23 protein-coding genes are annotated in these 14,457 nt (G+C 67.1%); 21 read left to right on the forward strand and 2 right to left on the reverse strand.

Features of this window, described 5'->3' with window-relative positions:
* Positions 1–39 precede the first annotated feature (39 nt).
* The 13 genes from rplN (at position 40) to map (ending at position 7,727) form a co-directional block, all read left to right on the forward strand.
* Positions 40–408, forward strand: coding sequence for a 50S ribosomal protein L14 (gene rplN / locus BJ970_RS11365; protein ID WP_010315405.1), 369 nt, complete (start codon positions 40–42; stop codon positions 406–408).
* Positions 408–722, forward strand: coding sequence for a 50S ribosomal protein L24 (rplX, locus tag BJ970_RS11370; RefSeq protein WP_184726232.1), 315 nt, complete (start codon positions 408–410; stop codon positions 720–722). The genes rplN and rplX overlap by 1 nt, the downstream gene beginning before the upstream one ends.
* A 2-nt stretch (positions 723–724) precedes the next feature.
* The gene (gene rplE / locus BJ970_RS11375; RefSeq protein ID WP_184726233.1) at positions 725–1,288 is read left to right on the forward strand and encodes a 50S ribosomal protein L5; all 564 of its coding nucleotides are present in this window, start codon (positions 725–727) and stop codon (positions 1,286–1,288) included.
* A gap of 3 nt (positions 1,289–1,291) precedes the next feature.
* Positions 1,292–1,477, forward strand: coding sequence for a type Z 30S ribosomal protein S14 (locus BJ970_RS11380; RefSeq protein WP_010315398.1), 186 nt, complete (start codon positions 1,292–1,294; stop codon positions 1,475–1,477).
* 232 nt (positions 1,478–1,709) lie between these two features.
* Positions 1,710–2,108 carry a 30S ribosomal protein S8 gene (gene rpsH / locus BJ970_RS11385; protein WP_184726234.1) on the forward strand — a complete coding sequence of 133 codons (399 nt, stop codon included), beginning with the start codon at positions 1,710–1,712 and terminating at the stop codon, positions 2,106–2,108.
* A gap of 16 nt (positions 2,109–2,124) precedes the next feature.
* On the forward strand, positions 2,125–2,664 hold the full coding sequence (rplF, locus tag BJ970_RS11390) for a 50S ribosomal protein L6 (protein ID WP_184726235.1): 540 nt from the start codon (positions 2,125–2,127) through the stop codon (positions 2,662–2,664).
* A gap of 2 nt (positions 2,665–2,666) precedes the next feature.
* Complete coding sequence (gene rplR, locus BJ970_RS11395) at positions 2,667–3,068, forward strand: 50S ribosomal protein L18 (RefSeq protein WP_221467114.1); 402 nt, start codon at positions 2,667–2,669, stop codon at positions 3,066–3,068.
* 35 nt (positions 3,069–3,103) lie between these two features.
* Positions 3,104–3,715 (forward strand): 30S ribosomal protein S5, encoded by a 612-nt coding sequence (gene rpsE, locus BJ970_RS11400; protein WP_184726236.1) that lies wholly within the window; start codon positions 3,104–3,106, stop codon positions 3,713–3,715.
* A gap of 5 nt (positions 3,716–3,720) precedes the next feature.
* Entirely contained in the window at positions 3,721–3,903 is a 183-nt protein-coding gene (rpmD, locus tag BJ970_RS11405; protein ID WP_132493029.1) for a 50S ribosomal protein L30, read from the forward strand.
* Between the two features lies 1 nt (position 3,904).
* Entirely contained in the window at positions 3,905–4,354 is a 450-nt protein-coding gene (gene rplO, locus BJ970_RS11410) for a 50S ribosomal protein L15 (RefSeq protein WP_184726237.1), read from the forward strand.
* A gap of 427 nt (positions 4,355–4,781) precedes the next feature.
* On the forward strand, positions 4,782–6,095 hold the full coding sequence (secY, locus tag BJ970_RS11415; RefSeq protein ID WP_184726238.1) for a preprotein translocase subunit SecY: 1,314 nt from the start codon (positions 4,782–4,784) through the stop codon (positions 6,093–6,095).
* Between the two features lie 175 nt (positions 6,096–6,270).
* A complete protein-coding gene (locus BJ970_RS11420; protein ID WP_184726239.1) occupies positions 6,271–6,825 on the forward strand; it encodes an adenylate kinase in 555 nt (184 codons plus the stop codon).
* Positions 6,826–6,935: 110 nt separating this feature from the next.
* Positions 6,936–7,727, forward strand: coding sequence for a type I methionyl aminopeptidase (gene map / locus BJ970_RS11425; protein WP_184729031.1), 792 nt, complete (start codon positions 6,936–6,938; stop codon positions 7,725–7,727).
* An 88-nt stretch (positions 7,728–7,815) separates the two neighbouring features.
* Here the strand turns inward: map and BJ970_RS11430 are convergent, their stop codons facing one another.
* Positions 7,816–8,418 carry a class I SAM-dependent methyltransferase gene (locus BJ970_RS11430; protein ID WP_184726240.1) on the reverse strand — a complete coding sequence of 201 codons (603 nt, stop codon included), beginning with the start codon at positions 8,416–8,418 and terminating at the stop codon, positions 7,816–7,818.
* Positions 8,419–8,633: 215 nt separating this feature from the next.
* Entirely contained in the window at positions 8,634–9,296 is a 663-nt protein-coding gene (locus BJ970_RS11435; RefSeq protein WP_312864212.1) for a class I SAM-dependent methyltransferase, read from the reverse strand.
* A 379-nt stretch (positions 9,297–9,675) separates the two neighbouring features.
* Between BJ970_RS11435 and infA the strand changes: the two genes are divergently transcribed.
* The 8 genes from infA to truA all read left to right on the forward strand — a co-directional run bounded on the left by infA (position 9,676) and on the right by truA (position 14,379).
* Complete coding sequence (gene infA / locus BJ970_RS11440; RefSeq protein ID WP_009948665.1) at positions 9,676–9,897, forward strand: translation initiation factor IF-1; 222 nt, start codon at positions 9,676–9,678, stop codon at positions 9,895–9,897.
* Positions 9,898–9,949: 52 nt separating this feature from the next.
* Positions 9,950–10,063 carry a 50S ribosomal protein L36 gene (rpmJ, locus tag BJ970_RS11445; RefSeq protein ID WP_010315372.1) on the forward strand — a complete coding sequence of 38 codons (114 nt, stop codon included), beginning with the start codon at positions 9,950–9,952 and terminating at the stop codon, positions 10,061–10,063.
* Between the two features lie 148 nt (positions 10,064–10,211).
* Positions 10,212–10,592 carry a 30S ribosomal protein S13 gene (gene rpsM, locus BJ970_RS11450; RefSeq protein WP_184726242.1) on the forward strand — a complete coding sequence of 127 codons (381 nt, stop codon included), beginning with the start codon at positions 10,212–10,214 and terminating at the stop codon, positions 10,590–10,592.
* Positions 10,593–10,617: 25 nt separating this feature from the next.
* Positions 10,618–11,022 carry a 30S ribosomal protein S11 gene (gene rpsK / locus BJ970_RS11455; RefSeq protein WP_009948668.1) on the forward strand — a complete coding sequence of 135 codons (405 nt, stop codon included), beginning with the start codon at positions 10,618–10,620 and terminating at the stop codon, positions 11,020–11,022.
* Between the two features lie 23 nt (positions 11,023–11,045).
* Entirely contained in the window at positions 11,046–11,651 is a 606-nt protein-coding gene (rpsD, locus tag BJ970_RS11460) for a 30S ribosomal protein S4 (protein ID WP_184726243.1), read from the forward strand.
* Positions 11,652–11,802: 151 nt separating this feature from the next.
* Entirely contained in the window at positions 11,803–12,882 is a 1,080-nt protein-coding gene (locus BJ970_RS11465) for a DNA-directed RNA polymerase subunit alpha (RefSeq protein WP_184726244.1), read from the forward strand.
* A gap of 49 nt (positions 12,883–12,931) precedes the next feature.
* Positions 12,932–13,477: a 50S ribosomal protein L17 gene (gene rplQ, locus BJ970_RS11470; protein WP_184726245.1), complete on the forward strand. Its 546-nt coding sequence runs from the start codon at positions 12,932–12,934 to the stop codon at positions 13,475–13,477.
* Between the two features lie 20 nt (positions 13,478–13,497).
* On the forward strand, positions 13,498–14,379 hold the full coding sequence (truA, locus tag BJ970_RS11475) for a tRNA pseudouridine(38-40) synthase TruA (RefSeq protein WP_184726246.1): 882 nt from the start codon (positions 13,498–13,500) through the stop codon (positions 14,377–14,379).
* Positions 14,380–14,457: the final 78 nt, after the last annotated feature.

Genomic DNA, 14,457 nt, shown 5'->3' on the forward strand with positions numbered 1-14,457 from the left:
CTCGGGCCAGGTCCGGGTACTTAGGGTCAGGAGTCAGACGTGATCCAGCAGGAGTCGCGACTGCGTGTCGCCGACAACACCGGGGCCAAGGAGATCCTCACGATCCGGGTCCTCGGTGGGTCGGGTCGGCGGTACGCGGGCCTCGGGGACATCATCGTGGCGACCGTCAAGGAAGCCATCCCGGGTGCCGGTGTCAAGAAGGGCGATGTGGTCAAGGCCGTCATCGTCCGCCAGAAGAAGGAAAAGCGTCGGGCGGATGGGTCCTACATCCGGTTCGACGAGAACGCCGCGGTGCTGGTCAAGCCCGGTGGCGAGCCGCGGGGTACCCGTATCTTCGGGCCGGTCGCCCGCGAGTTGCGCGACAAGAAGTTCATGAAGATCATCTCGCTCGCGCCGGAGGTTTTGTGATGAAGATCAAGAAAGGCGACACGGTCGTCGTCATCTCCGGCAAGGACAAGGGCGCCAAGGGCAAGGTCATCAAGGCCATGCCGCAGGAGCAGCGGGTTCTGGTCGAGGGTGTCAACCGGATCAAGAAGCACACCAAGGTCTCCCGGACCGAGCGTGGTGCGCAGTCCGGCGGCATCGTCACCCAGGAAGCGCCGATCCACGTGAGCAACGTGATGGTCGTGGACTCCGACGGCAAGCCCACCCGGGTCGGCTACCGCATCGGTGAGGACGGCAAGAAGGTTCGCATCTCTCGTCGTAACGGTAAGGACATCTGATCATGACTACAGCTGAGAAGATCGTCCCGCGGCTCAAGACCCGTTACCGCGAGGAGATCCGCCAGGCGCTCAACGAGGAGTTCAACTACTCCAACGTGATGCAGACGCCGGGCGTGGTCAAGGTCGTGGTCAACATGGGTGTTGGCGACGCCGCTCGGGACAGCAAGCTGATCGAGGGTGCGGTCCGCGACCTGTCGATCATCACCGGTCAGAAGCCGGAGATCCGCAAGGCCCGCAAGTCCATCGCGCAGTTCAAGCTCCGCGAGGGCATGCCGATCGGCGCGCGGGTCACCCTGCGCGGCGACCGGATGTGGGAGTTCCTCGACCGCCTGGTCACCATCGCGCTGCCGCGCATCCGCGACTTCCGCGGGTTGTCGCCGAAGCAGTTCGACGGCAAGGGCAACTACACGTTCGGCCTCAACGAGCAGTCGATGTTCCACGAGATCAACCCGGACCACATCGACCGCCCGCGTGGCATGGACATCACCGTCGTTACCACGGCCACCAACAATGAGGAAGGTCGGGCGCTGCTGAAGCACCTGGGCTTCCCGTTCAAGGAGAACTGAGCGATGGCCAAGAAGGCGCTGGTTATCAAGGCGGCGCGCAAGCCGAAGTTCAACGTTCGCGGCTACACCCGCTGCCAGCGCTGCGGTCGGCCGCGTGCGGTGTTCCGCAAGTTCGGGCTGTGCCGGGTGTGCTTCCGCGAGATGGCGCACGCGGGCGAACTGCCCGGCGTGAGCAAGTCCTCCTGGTGACTGCCCGCCCGCTGGGGTGATGCCGGTTCCCGGTACCCTCAGCAGGCGCTACCAGGGCCGATGCCCACGCTCCGCGGCGAACGCCGTGCTTGCACGCGAAATGACAAGGGACCCGGCTGCTCGGCCGGGAAACCCCGAACTTCGTCCAGGCCAGGGCCCAGACGGCCACCCGGACCCCGGGTGGTGCGCGGTCGGGGCCCATCGGAACCAGACGAGAAAGGTTGAGCAGGTCATGACGATGACCGATCCGATCGCAGACATGCTGACGCGTCTGCGCAACGGAAACTCGGCATACCACGACGAGGTCGTGATGCCGCACTCCAAGCTGAAGGCGAACATCGCCGAGATCCTCAAGCGGGAGGGCTACGTGTCCGGCTCCCGCGTCGAAGAGGGCGAAAACTGCAAGCAGCTCGTCGTCGAGCTCAAGTACGGCCCGAACCGCGAGCGGAGCATCGCGGGCCTGCGCCGGGTCTCCAAGCCCGGTCTGCGGGTCTACGCCAAGTCCACCGGCCTGCCGAAGGTCCTGGGCGGCCTGGGCATTGCGATCATCTCGACCTCCGGCGGTCTGCTGACCGACCGGCAGGCCATGAAGAAGGGCGTGGGCGGGGAAGTCCTCGCCTACGTCTGGTAAGGGAGGAGGAGCGGCAATGTCGCGCATCGGAAAGCTGCCGATCACCGTCCCCTCCGGCGTCGAGGTGACCATCGACGGCCCGGCGGTGACCGTGAAGGGCCCCAAGGGCAGCCTGCATCACCAGGTCGCCGAGCCGATCGCCGTCGAGCGGGACGAGGACGGTTCGATCCTGGTGAAGCGCCCCGACGACGAGCGGGAAAGCCGTTCGCTGCACGGGCTCACCCGGACGCTGGTGAACAACATGGTCATCGGCGTCAGCCAGGGATACCAGAAGGACCTGGAGATCCACGGCGTCGGTTACCGCGTGCTGCAGAAGGGGTCGAACTTGGAGTTCGCCCTCGGCTACAGCCACCCCATCGTGATCGAGCCGCCGGAAGGCATCCAGTTCGCCGTGGACGGCCCGACCAAGCTGTCGGTCAAGGGCATTGACAAGCAGCTGGTCGGCGAGATCGCGGCCAGGATTCGCAAGCTGCGCAAGCCCGACCCGTACAAGGGCAAGGGTGTCCGCTACGCAGGTGAGATCATCCGCCGCAAGGTCGGGAAGACGGGTAAGTGACCATGAGCGAGACCACAGCTACCAAGCGCAAGCCGGTGGGCAAGGACATCTCGACCAAGCGTCGGCTTGCCCGTGCAAAGCGGCACACGCGCATCCGCAAGAAGATCGTCGGCACCGCGGAGCGCCCGCGTCTGGTCGTGACCCGGTCGCTGCGCAACATCGTCGCGCAGGTCATCGACGACACCAAGGGCCACACCCTGGTCGCCGCCTCCAGCCTGGAAACCGATGTCCGGGCCTTCGAGGGCGACAAGAAGGCCAAGGCCACCAAGGTGGGCGAACTCGTCGCGGCCCGTGCCAAGAACGCCGGCATCGACAAGGTCGTGTTCGACCGCGGCGGTAACGCCTACCACGGTCGGGTGGCCGCGCTGGCCGACGCCGCCCGTGACGGCGGACTGGAGTTCTGACAAGTGGGTAAGAACGAGAACGGAAGGGACGCCTGATGCCTGGACGCACTCGGCGTGATGGCGGGGAGTCCGGCGGCAAGGACCGCCGGGACCGCCGCGACGGCGGCCGTGGCGGGGCGGCCCAAGAGAAGACCCCGCAGTTCGAACGCGTCGTGACCATCAACCGGGTCGCGAAGGTCGTCAAGGGCGGTCGGCGGTTCAGCTTCACCGCGCTGGTCGTCGTCGGCGACGGCGACGGCATGGTCGGTGTCGGTTACGGCAAGGCCAAGGAAGTTCCGGCGGCGATCGCCAAGGGCGTCGAGGAGGCGAAGAAGAACTTCTTCCGCGTTCCGCGCCTGGGCGGCACCATCACCCACCCGGTGCAGGGCGAGGACGCCGCGGGCGTCGTGCTGCTGCGTCCGGCCAGCGCCGGTACCGGTGTCATCGCCGGTGGCCCGGTGCGCGCGGTGCTGGAGTGCGCCGGTGTCCACGACGTGCTGAGCAAGTCGCTGGGCAGCGACAACCCGATCAACATCGTGCACGCCACGGTCGCCGCACTGAAGCAGCTGCAGCGTCCGGAGGAGGTCGCGGCCCGTCGCGGTCTGCCTCTGGAGGACGTCGCGCCGGCGTTCATCCTGCGTGCCCGTGCCGCGGGGCAGGGGGCCTGATCGAGATGGCACAGCTGAAGATCACCCAGGTGCGCGGGCTGGTCGGCACCAAGCAGAACCAGCGCGACACCATGCGCACCCTCGGGCTGCGCAAGATTCGTCAGTCCGTGGTGCGTCCGGATGACTCCAACGTGCGCGGCATGATCAACGCCGTCCGTCACCTGGTGACGGTCGAGGAGGTCGACTGACATGGTCATCAAACTGCACGACCTGCGTCCGGCCCCCGGCTCCAAGCGGGACAAGATCCGCGTCGGCCGCGGTGAGGGCTCCAAGGGCAAGACCGCCGGTCGCGGTACCAAGGGCACCAAGGCCCGCAAGAACGTCTCCCCTCGTTTCGAGGGTGGGCAGATGCCGATCCACATGCGGCTGCCGAAGCTGAAGGGCTTCAAGAACCGCTTCCGCACCGAGTACCAGGGTGTGAACATCGGTCGGCTGGCCCAGGCGTTCCCGGAGGGCGGCACCGTCGGCATCGACGAGCTGATCGCCAAGGGCCTGGTCAAGAAGAACGAGCTGGTCAAGATCCTCGGCGACGGGGACCTGGAGGGCGTCAAGCTGGAGGTGACCGCGCACGCGTTCACCGGCAGCGCCCAGGAGAAGATCACCGCTGCGGGTGGTTCGGTCACCAAACTGGACCGCTGACAACGGTTTTCCAACCGGGGGCCGGTCGACACAGTCGACCGGCCCCCGGTCTTTTCACCGATCGGGTGAAGAGTTCGGGGCAGGCTTATCCAAATAATTTGGTCAAGCGTGCCTCTCATCGGTACTCCGAAACGATCGGGGCGTTGCGTTCGGATCGTGTTTTCCATTGAAGCCGCACTCGAATCTTGTTGCGGGAAAACGATTTCCGTCGAAACGGCGGTCGATGGCTCCCGGTTTCAATTGAAATCGGGAATAGTGGTGTTCGCCGATAGCGCAAGCGGTGACTCGCTGGTGGGGCTTCGGTCGCCGTCCGTGGCAGCGTATGGGCCTGCTAGAGTCGCCCCGGCAGCGCCGTCATATCGGATGCTGCCGAAATTGCCGCATCTTTCCCGGCCGGTCCCGACCGGCTCGTGTACAGGAGGTTCGCGTGCTCGGCGCCTTCCGCTCGGCTCTGGCGACGCCGGACCTGCGCCGCAAGATCCTGTTCACCCTGGGCATGGTCGTGCTCTACCGGCTCGGTGCCACGATTCCCTCGCCGGGGGTGTCGTACCCGAACATCCAGCAGTGCATCCAGCAGATCCAGGGCAGCGGTTCGCAGGGCGTGTACTCGCTGCTCAATCTCTTCAGCGGCGGTGCGCTGCTGCAGCTGTCGGTGTTGTCGCTGGGCATCATGCCCTACATCACCGCGAGCATCATCATCCAGCTGCTGCAGGTGGTCATTCCGCGCTTCGAGCAGCTGAAGAAGGAAGGCCAGTCCGGGCAGGCGAAGCTCACCCAGTACACCCGGTACCTGACCATCGCGCTGGCGATCCTGCAGGGCACCGGCATCGTGGCCCTCGCGGTGCGCGGCCAGTTGTTCCAGGGCTGCTCGGTGTCGCCGGTCCCGGATGACTCGGTGCTGAACCTGATCACCATCGTGGTCGTGATGACCGCAGGCGCCGCGGTGCTGATGTGGATGGGCGAGCTGATCACCGAGCGTGGTATCGGCAACGGGATGTCCCTGCTGATCTTCGTCTCCATCGCGGCCCGCATCCCGGCCGAGGGCGGCACGATCCTCACCTCGCACGGCGGGCTGGTGTTCACCGTGGTGTGCGCCTTCGCCGTCGTGATCATCGCCACCGTGGTGTTCATCGAGCAGGCCCAGCGCCGCATCCCGGTGCAGTACGCAAAGCGCATGATCGGCCGCCGGATGTACGGCGGAACCTCCACCTACCTGCCGTTGAAGGTGAACCAGGCGGGTGTCATCCCGGTCATCTTCGGCTCATCGCTGCTGTACCTGCCGCAGCTGGTCGGCCAGCTGGCGGGCAACACCGATAGCTGGTGGGCGCGGTTCATCCAGACCTACATCGTCGCCCCCTCCAGCTGGGTGCACATCCTGCTGTACATGTCGCTGATCGTGTTCTTCGCGTACTTCTACGTCTCGATCACTTTCAACCCCGAAGAGCGCGCCGACGACATGAAGAAGTTCGGCGGGTTCATCCCGGGCATCCGGCCCGGTCGGCCGACCGCGGAGTACCTGAACTTCGTGCTCTCCCGGATCACCCTGCCCGGCTCGCTGTACCTGGGCGTCATCGCGATCCTGCCGAACTTCTTCCTCGGCATCACCGGTGGTCAGGGCCAGAACCAGAACTTCCCGTTCGGCGGTACGGCGGTGCTGATCATGGTCAACGTCGGCCTGGACACCGTGAAGCAGATCGAGAGCCAGCTCACGCAGCGCAAGTACGAGGGCTTCCTCCGGTAGGCTGAACGGTCCGGGCGCGCGATCCCGCACGCCTGGAAACCTCTGTTGCGGGTGGGATGGTCTGGTGCGTCGGGCCATGCGTAGGGTTGGAACGCCCGGTCGCCCGGAGGTAGGAAGGTGCCCGCGGAGCTCGTCAGCGGTTGACGCGCGATCGGATTGATTCGGAGGCAGACCCTTGGTGCGATTGGTTCTCGTCGGCCCGCCCGGTGCTGGCAAGGGCACCCAGGCGGCCGTGCTCAGCGAACAGCTGGGCGTCCCGCACATCTCCACCGGAGATCTGTTCCGCGCGAACATCGGCAACGCCACACCGCTCGGCCAGAAGGCGAAGAGCTACATGGATGCCGGCGAGCTGGTCCCGGACGAGGTCACCAACGAGATGGTGCGCGACCGCCTCTCCGACGAGGACGCTGCGAAGGGCTTCCTGCTGGACGGTTACCCGCGCAACACGGGGCAGGCCGGGGTGCTGGGTGAGATGCTCGCCGAGCATGGCGTGGAGCTGACCGCGGTGCTGCAGTTCGACGTGCCGGAAGAAGAGCTGGTCAAGCGGATGCTGGCGCGCGGGCGCTCGGACGACACCGAAGACGTCATCCGGCGTCGGCTGGCGGTGTACCGCTCGGAGACCGAGCCGCTGCTGGCGTACTACCAGGACAAGATCATCAAGATCGACGCCGTCGGCTCGATCGAGGAGATCTCCGCCCGCGCGCTGGAAGCGCTGGGCGCCCGCGCGTGAGCCGGCCGGCCGGTCGCCCCGCGGTGACCGGCCGAACCCATTCCTTAGAAAGATTCCTGAAGGCCTAGAAAGATTCTCGTAGGCCTAGAAAGATTCTGAAGGTGAGTGCCTTGTTGCGTCGGGGGAAGGGCATCGAGCTCAAGTCGCGGGGCGAGATCGAAGCGATGCGCGCCGCGGGCTTGGTGGTGGCGGCTGCGCTCGCCGCGGTGACCGAGCAGGCGAAGCCCGGATCGAGCACCGGCGAGCTGGACGCGGTCGCCGAGCAGGTGATCCGGGATGCGGGCGCGGTGCCGTCCTTCAAGGGCTACCACGGCTTCCCGGCGTCGATCTGCGCTTCGCTGAACGAGAAGGTGGTGCACGGGATCCCGTCGCGCTCCGAGGCCCTCGCCGAAGGCGACCTGCTGTCCGTGGACTGCGGCGCGATCCTGGACGGCTGGCACGGCGACTCCGCGGTGACGCTGGCGATCGGTGCGGTGAGTGCGAAGGACCGCGCCCTGTCGGCGGCCACCGAGGCCAGCATGTGGGCCGGTATTGAACAGGTTCAGGCCGGGAACCGGCTGACCGACATCTCGCACGCGGTGGAGACCGCGGCCCGCGCGGCGGCGAAGGCCGACGGTGTGGAGTACGGGATCATCGCGGAGTACGGCGGGCATGGCATCGGCACCCAGATGCACATGGAGCCGTTCCTGCCGAACCTCGGCAAGCCGGGGCGGGGCCCGCGGCTGCGGGTCGGCATGGCGATCGCGGTGGAGCCGATGCTCACGCTCGGCTCGGCGGAGACCGAGGAACTCGACGACGCCTGGACCGTGGTTACCGAGGACGGCTCGCGCGCCGCGCACTGGGAGCACACGGTGGCGATCACCGAAGACGGTCCCTGGGTCCTCACCGCTCCCGAAGCGTGATGGCCGCATCGTGCTCCGGACCCGTTTTAGCAGGTCAACGGCACATTGAAAGGACTCGCGGGCCATTGCTCGCGAAGCATTCGCCGGATCACCTGGGGCGACGGCAGGCGTAGATGCGGGCCGGGGGCACGTTGCGCCAGATCGCGGTGCGCGGCAGCACCTCGTCGAAGGTGTCTTGCAGCGCCGTGATGAACGCGCGGGTGGGCTGTCGCCAGAGCGTGGTCAGGTAGGTGACCGTGGTGAACACCCCGTTCGGCGCCATCACCGAGGCCGCCTGGAGGAGGAGTTCGCGCTGCTTGTCCGGCGGCAGCAGGGTCCACGGAATGCTGCTGATCACCGCGTCGACCTGGTCGACTCCGGCCTCGTCGAGCAGTTTGCGCAGGTGGGTGGCATCGCCCTCGATTACTTCCAGCCAGGGCTTGGCGCAGCGCAGGTAGTGCACCATCTTGGGATCGATCTCGACCGCGAGGTGCCGGGCGCCTTCGGCCAACCGGCGCTGGATGGGGCCGCTGAGCGCGCCGGTGCCCGGGCCGAGCTCCAGCACGGTCGGGGCACCATAGCTGGGCACCACGGTAGCCACCGCCGCCGCGACGTACCGGGACGTCGGCAGCACGGCCCCCACCGTCGACGGCTGACGGGCCGCGCTGTTCATGAACGTCCAATATTCGCGAAGCTTTTTTCGCTTGCTCACGGCTACTCCTGCCCATCCGGCGAACGCGGCGACGGTAGCTGGTGTTTCCATCGCAGCGTGCAGCCGTTCCCCGCAGGTCGCAGCGCGTAGCCGGGTGCTTTCACGGGGTCGCGTCGCGTCCAGCGGTAGGGCTTGCGTCCGCTCGTACGACAAGCCTGCGCGGGCGGTGTCCCCAGGACTCCTGGTGATCTCCCTGGCACAACCCGGGCCGCGCGCTATCGCAACGGGCGGCGGCAGATGTAGTGCAGGATCGGCGGGAGGTTTCGCCACGTGGTGTGGGTGAGGACCTCGTCGAAGGTTTGTGTCAGGCGGGTGCGGAAGCGGCGGCCGCGCGGTGTCTGGTCCGCAGACAGGTAGGTGAGCGCCGTGAACGCGCCCTGCGGGGCGAGTGCCTCGGCGGCCTGGCGCAGGATGTGGTCCTGGGCACCACCCGGCAGCAGCGACCACGGGATGCTGCTGATGACGGCGTCGACCCGCTCGATGCCGTGCTTGTCCAGCAGCGCCAGCAGGTCGCCGGCATCGCCGTGCACGATCTCCATCCACGGCTTGTGGGCTTGCAGGTGCTCCACCATGCCCTTGCCGAGCTCGATGCCGATGTGCCGAGCGCCCTTGGGCAGCCGGCGGCGGATGCCGTCGCTCAACGAGCCGGTGCCGGGGCCGAGCTCCACCACGACCGGCGCGCCTGTCGTCGGCACCACCTGAGCCACCGTGGCGGCGACGGCGGCGGAGGTCGGCGTCGCCGCGCCGACCATTTTCGGGTTGCGCACCGCGGTCTGGAGGAAGGTCCGGTACTCGTCCAGCTTGCTAGCCACGTTCTGGGCGTCTCTGCCGATCCGCGATGCGGCGCTTGAGCCGCGCGGGTCCTGCTGGGATGTCACGCTTCTCCTCGGTTGTCCCATGGTCTGGGCCCTCGACCCCGGTGTCGAGCGTGTGATCGAAATTAGTGAGCCCCAAAGCGGCCACGCAAGCCAATGAGGAGGCGTGGTCGTGGAGTGTGACCGCACTGTTGCGCAGCGTATCCGCTACCGCGTTGAGCTGCCCCGATGTGGAGGGGCGAATGGGCGGCGCGTACAGTGGAGCATCGGCGCACTCGTAGCGCCGGTTCGTTGTGCCTGGGTATCCGCATCCGAGTCCGGATCGGGTCATCATCGGTGTTTCGGGCCGGGCTGGAGTGTGCCCGTCGCGGGTGCCGGGGCCTCCGGTGCCGGCGGCGGGACTTAGGTCCGCAAACCGTCACCGTCACGAAACGCGGAGGACATGGGCAAGAAAGACGGGGCCATTGAGGTCGAGGGTCGGGTGATCGAACCGCTTCCCAACGCGATGTTCCGTGTCGAGTTGGAGAACGGCCACAAGGTCCTCGCACACATCAGTGGCAAGATGCGTCAGCACTACATCCGCATCCTGCCCGAGGACCGGGTCGTGGTGGAGCTCTCGCCGTACGACCTTTCCCGTGGGCGCATCGTCTACCGCTACAAGTGACCTCCACGGTGTCCGGGTGACCGGACACGCGTCCGAGCAGGAGAGCACGACCGTGAAGGTCCAGCCGAGTGTGAAGCGAATCTGCGACAAGTGCCAGGTCATCCGCCGTCACGGGCGGGTGCTGGTGATCTGCGACAACGCCCGTCACAAGCAGCGTCAGGGCTGAGCGCAGCGCAACGTCGCGACGAGTAGGAACTTCCCCGACCTGTCGGCTCGCACGTGAGCCGACTGACCCCCGGACCAGGCCGGGGCTCCGCACCGGTTGCGGGGGCGGCGGGGGAGCAGACCTGGACAACAGAAGGAGAACCGGCCAGATGGCACGGGTCGTCGGCGTTGATCTCCCGCGCGAGAAGCGCATGGAGATCGCGCTTACCTACATCTACGGGATCGGCAAGACCCGGTCGAAGGAGATCCTCTCCGCGACCGGCATCTCACCCGATGCCCGCCCGCGGGACCTCGATGACGACCAGCTCGCGAAGCTGCGTGAGTTCATCGAGTCCAGCTACCGGGTCGAGGGTGACCTCCGCCGTGAGGTCCAGGCCGACATCCGCCGGAAGATCGAGATCGGCTGCTACGCGGGGCTCCGGCACCGCCGGCACCTGCCGGTTCACGGGCAGCGGACCAAGACCAACGCCCGTACCCGCAAGGGGCCGAAGAAGACGGTCGCCGGCAAGAAGAAGGCCGGGAAGAAGTAAGCCTCGCTAGGAGACAGCTAAAGCTATGCCACCCAAGTCTCGCGCCGGTGCCGTCAAGAAGGTGCGGCGCAAGGAAAAGAAGAACGTCGCTCACGGCCAAGCGCACATCAAGAGCACGTTCAACAACACGATCGTTTCGATCACCGACCCCACCGGTGCGGTGATCAGCTGGGCCTCGGCCGGACACGTCGGGTTCAAGGGCTCCCGCAAGTCCACCCCGTTCGCCGCGCAGATGGCCGCCGAGAACGCGGCCCGCAAGGCCGCCGAACACGGCATGAAGAAGGTCGACGTCTTCGTCAAGGGTCCGGGTTCGGGCCGGGAGACGGCGATCCGTTCGCTGCAGGCCGCCGGTCTAGAGGTCGGCACCATCCAGGACGTCACCCCGCAGCCGCACAACGGCTGCCGCCCGCCGAAGCGTCGTCGGGTCTGAGCCGCGGGAAGGAGTAAACAAAGATGGCTCGTTACACCGGTCCCGCGACCCGCAAGTCCCGCCGTCTGAAGGTTGACCTCGTCGGTGGTGACCAGGCGTTCGAGCGCCGGCCCTACCCTCCGGGGCAGCACGGCCGCGCGCGCATCAAGGAAACCGAGTACCTGCTGCAGCTCCAGGAGAAGCAGAAGGCGAAGTTCACCTACGGCGTCCTCGAGCGGCAGTTCAGCAACTACTACGAGGAAGCCAACCGGCGCCCCGGCAAGACGGGTGACAACCTGCTGCAGCTGCTGGAGTCCCGGCTGGACAACGTCGTTTACCGTGCCGGCCTGGCCCGCACCCGCCGGATGGCGCGGCAGCTGGTCAGCCACGGCCACTTCACGGTCAACGGCAAGAAGGTGAACGTCCCCAGCTTCCAGGTCTCGAAGTGGGACATCATCGACGTCAAGCCGAAGTCGGTGCCCACCACGCCGTTCATCATCGCCAAGGAGACGTTCGGTGAGCGTCCGGTGCCGGCCTGGTTGCAGGTCGTGCCCTCGAACCTGCGGATCCTGGTGCACCAGCGCCCGGAGCGCGCGCAGATCGACACGCCGGTCACCGAGCAGCTCATCGTCGAGCTCTACTCGAAGTGACGCGTTCCGCCGGCGGCCTTCCCCCGGGGTCCGGCCGCCGGCGGTCGCAGCCAGCGGTGGCGGTGCAGGAATCCGCCACCGGCCCGCGCAACGCGGGCAACGCCATTCCATCGGCGTCAAATAGCGGGCGTCGTGAGGAAAGGAAAACGAAGTGCTCATCTCCCAGCGACCCACACTGTCCGAAGAGGCGGTGTCGGAGACGCGCTCCCGGTTCGTCATCGAGCCGCTGGAGCCGGGCTTCGGCTACACCCTCGGCAACTCGCTGCGTCGTACCCTGCTCTCCTCGATTCCGGGGGCGGCGGTCACCAGCCTGCGCATCGACGGTGTGCTGCACGAGTTCACCACTATTCCGGGTGTGAAGGAAGACGTCACCGACGTCATCCTGAACATCAAGGAGCTGGTCGTCAGCTCCGAGGAAGACGAGCCGGTGACGATGTACCTGCGCAAGCAGGGTCCGGGTGAGGTCACCGCGGCCGATATCGTGCCGCCGGCGGGCGTCACGGTGCACAACCCGGATCTGCACATCGCCACCCTCAACGCGAAGGGCAAGCTGGAGATCGAGCTCGTCGTCGAGCGTGGTCGTGGCTATGTCCCCGCGATGCAGAACAAGCAGACCGGCGCCGAGATCGGCCGCATCCCGGTGGACTCGATCTACTCGCCGGTGCTGAAGGTGACCTACAAGGTCGAGGCCACCCGTGTCGAGCAGCGCACGGACTTCGACAAACTGATCCTCGACGTGGAGAGCAAGCCGTCGATCACCCCGCGCGACGCGGTGGCCTCGGCCGGACGCACTCTCGTCGAGCTGTTCGGGCTCGCCCGCGAGCTCAACGTCGACGCCGAAGGCATCGAGATCGGTCCGTCGCCGGCGGAGGCCGACACCATCGCGGCCTACGCGATGCCGATCGAGGACCTCGACCTGACGGTGCGCTCCTACAACTGCCTCAAGCGGGAGGGTATCCACACCGTCGGCGAGCTGGTCTCGCGCAGCGAGGCCGACCTGCTGGACATCCGCAACTTCGGTGCGAAGTCCATCGACGAGGTCAAGATGAAGCTGGCCGGGCTCGGACTTGCGCTCAAGGACAGCCCGCCCGGATTCGACCCGTCGGCCGCGGCGGCCGAGTACCCGTCCGAGGGATGGTCGTCCGAGGAGACCACCGTCGGCGCGGTCGGACCCGTCGAGGACAACGGCTACGACGACGGTCAGGACTACGCGGAGACAGAGCAGCTGTAGCTGTGTTGCGCGTCCGGGGTTCACCGGCGCGCCCTGAGAGGAGCAACCGATGCCCACCCCGACCAAGGGTCCTCGTCTCGGCGGGTCGCCGGCGCACGAGCGGCTCATTCTGGCCAACCTCGCCACCGCGCTGTTCGAGCACGGCCGGATTACCACGACCGAGGCGAAAGCGAAGCGGCTGCGGCCGATCGCCGAGCGGCTCATCACCAAGGCCAAGAAGGGCGACCTGCACAACCGTCGCGAGGTCATGAAGACCATCCGCGACAAGGACGTCGTGCACAAGCTCTTCGCGGAGATCGGCCCGTTCTTCGCGGACCGCAACGGCGGTTACACCCGCATCACCAAGACGATGCCGCGCAAGGGTGACAACGCGAAGATGGCCGTCATCGCCCTGGTGGCCGAGAAGACCGTCACCGCCGAGGCGGAGGCCGCGCGCGGCGCGAAGTTCGCCAAGGACGAGCAAGCGGCCGCGCCAGAGGTCACCGAGGCCCCGAAGGCCGAGGAGACCGAGGCCACCGAGGCACCGGCGGAGACCGCCGAGGCCACCGAGGCCAAGGCCGAGGACACCGCTGCCGAGAAGAAGGACGAGTCCTGATTCCGGCACGTAGTGCTGCCGTGCACGAGCCCGCTTCTCCCGCTGGGGAGGGCGGGCTCGTTCGCGTGCGCCTTGATCTGTCCTACGACGGCACCGATTTCTGCGGCTGGGCGAAGCAGCCGGGCCAGCGCACGGTGCAGGGCCTGCTCGAGGACGCGTTGGCGAAGCAGCCGCCGGGTCGGGCGGTGCCCGCCTCGGTGGTGGTCGCCGGGCGGACGGATTCCGGTGTGCACGCCACGGGACAGGTCGTGCACTTCGACGTGGTTCCGCACGACCCAGCCGGAACCGGGCGGATTTCCGTTGACGCGCAGGGGATTCCGGACCTGGGGCGGATGGCCCACCGGTGGAACCGGATCCTGCCGCCGGATGTGCGCGTGCTGGGTGCGCGGGTGGTGCCAGCGGCGTTCGACGCGCGGTTCTCCGCGCTGCGTCGGCATTACCGCTACCAGGTTTCGGATGCGCCGTGGGGTGTGGACCCACTGCGGCGCCGGGACACGCTCGCCTGGAATCGCGCGCTGGATGTGGCCGCGCTCAACGCCTCGGCACAGGAGTTGTTGGGCCTCAACGACTTCGCTGCCTACTGCAAGCCGCGAGAGGGCGCCACAACGGTGCGGGAACTGCAGCGCTTCGAGTGGGAGCGGGTGGCGGAGCACCTTATCGTCGCGCACGTGAGCGCGGATGCGTTCTGCCACTCGATGGTCCGGAGTCTGGTGGGCACGCTCCTGATGGTCGGAGACGGCCGCCGAAACCAACCGTGGCCGACGGAAATTCTCGGGTCCACCACCCGGACTACCGCGGTGGCCCCGGCCCACGGGCTCACCCTGACGGGCATCGACTACCCGTCGGACGAAGACCTCGAAGCCCGAGCCGCCCAAACCCGAGCCCTCCGCACCCTCCCCTAAGGACAAGCTTCCCTAGTTTGCCCCGTATGCGGTCCCGATTTTGCCTAAAATTGGGCGCATTCTCGCTCTGGGCACCCG

Source organism: Saccharopolyspora phatthalungensis (assembly GCF_014203395.1).
Lineage (GTDB): Bacteria > Actinomycetota > Actinomycetes > Mycobacteriales > Pseudonocardiaceae > Saccharopolyspora > Saccharopolyspora phatthalungensis.

Bases quoted from the DNA above. Each gene is read 5' to 3' on its own strand.
- rplX (WP_184726232.1), top strand. From the start codon at position 408: ATGAAGATCAAGAAAGGCGACACGGTCGTCGTCATCTCCGGCAAGGAC.
- rplE (WP_184726233.1), top strand. From the start codon at position 725: ATGACTACAGCTGAGAAGATCGTCCCGCGGCTCAAGACCCGTTACCGC.
- BJ970_RS11380 (WP_010315398.1), top strand. From the start codon at position 1,292: ATGGCCAAGAAGGCGCTGGTTATCAAGGCGGCGCGCAAGCCGAAGTTC.
- rpsH (WP_184726234.1), top strand. From the start codon at position 1,710: ATGACGATGACCGATCCGATCGCAGACATGCTGACGCGTCTGCGCAAC.
- rplF (WP_184726235.1), top strand. From the start codon at position 2,125: ATGTCGCGCATCGGAAAGCTGCCGATCACCGTCCCCTCCGGCGTCGAG.
- rplR (WP_221467114.1), top strand. From the start codon at position 2,667: ATGAGCGAGACCACAGCTACCAAGCGCAAGCCGGTGGGCAAGGACATC.
- rpsE (WP_184726236.1), top strand. From the start codon at position 3,104: ATGCCTGGACGCACTCGGCGTGATGGCGGGGAGTCCGGCGGCAAGGAC.
- rpmD (WP_132493029.1), top strand. From the start codon at position 3,721: ATGGCACAGCTGAAGATCACCCAGGTGCGCGGGCTGGTCGGCACCAAG.
- rplO (WP_184726237.1), top strand. From the start codon at position 3,905: ATGGTCATCAAACTGCACGACCTGCGTCCGGCCCCCGGCTCCAAGCGG.
- infA (WP_009948665.1), top strand. From the start codon at position 9,676: ATGGGCAAGAAAGACGGGGCCATTGAGGTCGAGGGTCGGGTGATCGAA.
- rpsM (WP_184726242.1), top strand. From the start codon at position 10,212: ATGGCACGGGTCGTCGGCGTTGATCTCCCGCGCGAGAAGCGCATGGAG.
- rpsK (WP_009948668.1), top strand. From the start codon at position 10,618: ATGCCACCCAAGTCTCGCGCCGGTGCCGTCAAGAAGGTGCGGCGCAAG.
- rpsD (WP_184726243.1), top strand. From the start codon at position 11,046: ATGGCTCGTTACACCGGTCCCGCGACCCGCAAGTCCCGCCGTCTGAAG.
- rplQ (WP_184726245.1), top strand. From the start codon at position 12,932: ATGCCCACCCCGACCAAGGGTCCTCGTCTCGGCGGGTCGCCGGCGCAC.